The organism is Nitrosomonas sp. Nm166 (genome assembly GCF_900112825.1).
Taxonomy (GTDB): Bacteria; Pseudomonadota; Gammaproteobacteria; order Burkholderiales; family Nitrosomonadaceae; genus Nitrosomonas.
Genome location: NZ_FONE01000096.1, coordinates 1 through 2,838, shown reverse-complemented (window position 1 = coordinate 2,838; position 2,838 = coordinate 1). Strand labels below are relative to the sequence as shown.

General features: G+C 45.5%; 2 protein-coding genes. Both read right to left on the bottom strand.

Annotation, left to right across the window (positions count from 1 at the left end; translation table 11 throughout):
- The gene (locus BM021_RS14760) at positions 1-1,392 is read right to left on the bottom strand and encodes an undecaprenyl-phosphate glucose phosphotransferase (protein WP_090721736.1); all 1,392 of its coding nucleotides are present in this window, start codon (positions 1,390-1,392) and stop codon (positions 1-3) included.
- Positions 1,389-2,720 (bottom strand): XrtB/PEP-CTERM-associated polysaccharide biosynthesis outer membrane protein EpsL, encoded by a 1,332-nt coding sequence (gene epsL, locus BM021_RS14755; RefSeq protein WP_090721735.1) that lies wholly within the window; start codon positions 2,718-2,720, stop codon positions 1,389-1,391. Before epsL ends, BM021_RS14760 begins: the two co-directional genes overlap by 4 nt.
- Positions 2,721-2,838 lie beyond the last annotated feature (118 nt).

Sequence of the window (2,838 nt, the reverse complement as noted above, 5' to 3'; positions counted from 1 at the left end):
TCAATAAGCATTATCTCTACGGAGTACGATCCAGACGGTACGGAGGATGATCCAGAGGTCGAGCCAGATGGACCAGTTTTTGAGGTAGTACAAATCGTGTTCGATACGAGCTTTCATTTTTTCGAGCACTTCAGTTTCGCCGCGCCAGCCATTGACCTGAGCCCACCCGGTAATGCCTGGCCTGGCTTTATGACGCAGCATATAGCCTTTGATCAGTTTGCGGTAGAGTTCGTTGTGAGCCACGGCATGCGGGCGTGGGCCGACAATACTCATGCGCCCCTGTAATACATTCACGAACTGAGGCAGTTCATCGAGCGAAGTGCGCCGCAAAAAGGCGCCGATTCTGGTGACCCGTTGATCGTTCTTTTTGGCTTGCACAATATCCGCCCCATCCTCACTGACCGTCATCGAACGAAATTTATACACGATGATCTCTTCACCATTGAGACCATAGCGGCGCTGTTTGAAGATAACCGGCCCTGGTGAGGTGAGTTTTACTGCTAAGGCGATACATAGCATCAGAGGGGAGAGCAAAATCAGCGTGATTAAGGCGATCACAAAATCACTGGTATTTTTGACCACGCCATCGATACCGACAAATGGCGATTCGTTCATCGCCACCACCGGCACATCACCAATGTACTCAAAACGAGCCTGCATCAAATCGAAGATATAAATGTCTGGAAGGAAATAAATGGAAGCGGTGGTATCTGGCAGCTCATCCATCAATTTCTGGATCCGGGGCTGCGAAGACATTGGTAAGCTGATGAAGACCATCTCGATATTATGCTTATGAATGTAAGGAACCACATCAGCCAATCCCCCCAAATGGGATCCAAAGCGATCACCATCTCCATCAGACATGCGGGAACTGTCGCGCTCATCGAAGAAACCATGATAATTAATGAGCAGAAATGGAATCTCTTCAATATGTTTGATAAATTCCAGACTGGTTTCATTGGCTCCGATCACGATAGTTGGCCGCAAGTGGCCCTTGCTGTACAGATGAGTGATCATGCTTCGTGCCGTAATATGGCTGGCAATCAATATCAAGGGCGTGACAATAAACCAGGTCATCAATACCTGCTCAGAGAATTGATGGTAGAACTTGGTGGCATATCCTAGAAATACCAGAATGGCTACAATCAGCAGCCAACCCATGATGGTATCGCGTATATGAGCAAGCAGCCTGCCTTTGCGCCAATTACGGTAAATGAGCGTTCGCTCATAAATGTATGAGGAAATGAAAAAAGTAATAATGACTAATACTAAATAGTAACTGGTAAAATCCTCATCATATAGCCACGTTGTCAGTATCAACATACTCCATATGATAAAAGGATCAAGCAAATGCTTGAAGAAGGCTACGATAGGCAAATCATTCGTTGTCATCGTTTTCCATACACATACTGTAAATTAGCGGTTACCCCATTGGCATTAAATCCGCCCAGAGGAGCATCTGTACGGAGATCCGAATGATAGATGGCCGTGCTAAGCTGTAAGCCAAGAGAAGGATTATAGATAAGTCTTAAGGTAGCGTTGCGGAAAGTATTATCCCTGCCGAGCGTTAATACCGGATCGGTAAAAATGGCAAAGCGGTTAAATTTACGCGTCTCATAGGAAAATTCCCCTTCAAGCCTGATCTTTTCTGTGATATCCCAGGATGGAATAACGCTCACACCGGTGTTAAGGCTAAAGCTGGCGGTCAGATTCTGTGGAGATGTCGTCTGGCGCCAGCCATTAATCGTCAATCCAATTTTGTCGGTAGGCTGCCAATTATAAATCAAGCGGGCGTTAAATCCGCTGAAATCACGCTCCGGAAAGCTTTTATTTTTGCGTTCCACCCATCCCCCGGTCCAGAAAAAGCGGGACTTTGCAGACATTGCCCAGAGGATTTTAGTCAGCACCTCTTTCTGATCATAGCCGTTATCTGCAAATGAGCCATCCGGCAAGGGGACAAGTGCCGTAAAATCGCCGAGTATATTGCGAAACAGCACACCCACCGTATTCTTACCTGACGTTATATAATCGATCCCGGCTTCAAACCGGTCTTCAGTACGACTCAAGAAACGCAATCTCTGCAAAGAGCTATCGGTATTCAGGTCATAACGGGTATATTCGCCATTCAAGCTCCAGCTGGGATGAAAGCGCCAGGCTGCATTAATGAATTGCGTTTGCTCAGTGCGTATCGTTTTGATGCCTGGCTGAAAGACAAATGGCATCAATGATTGAACATAACTTGCTCCCATATTACCTTCCAGCCTGTTGCCCAGGAACCAGTTCCAGTTACCGCGGAAGTTTTTCAGATCATTATTGATTTCATGGAATCTCTCGAATTTATTGTAGGTCCAACTCAAGTCGGCAGTAAGTCGTTGTCGACTGATTTCTTTTTCAAGCAACACCCCGCCTGTGAAACGCTGGGAAATATCCGCAAGCTTTCCCTGGGAAATGATATCGCGGATGCGCGCATTCTCAATATTCTGAGGATCAAAACGGTCGCGTATGCGCAACATGTTATCGTCAGCGGTAACTCCGTAATTAAAGTAAGGTTTTATTGTCTTGGTAAAGTCGACTGCCAGGGCAGGGCAACTGGAAAGAAACAGACATCCAGCGATTGAGGTGAAAAGCCGCCATCGGCTTAACGGTAAAAAACAGATCGCTGGGTGAATGATATACGAATTGATGCGACTAAATATGACTTCTATAAATTGATGTTTCATCAACCTGGGATTCTCAAAAGTTTCCAATCATTAAATATCAGGGCATGCGGCAGAATTTATCTTTCTCTTAACATGTTCTCATAAAATTATTTTAAACAACACCTTTTCGGACTCAAAA

Bases quoted from the DNA above. Each gene is read 5' to 3' on its own strand.
- epsL (WP_090721735.1), bottom strand. From the start codon at position 2,720: ATGAAACATCAATTTATAGAAGTCATATTTAGTCGCATCAATTCGTAT.
- BM021_RS14760 (WP_090721736.1), bottom strand. From the start codon at position 1,392: ATGACAACGAATGATTTGCCTATCGTAGCCTTCTTCAAGCATTTGCTT.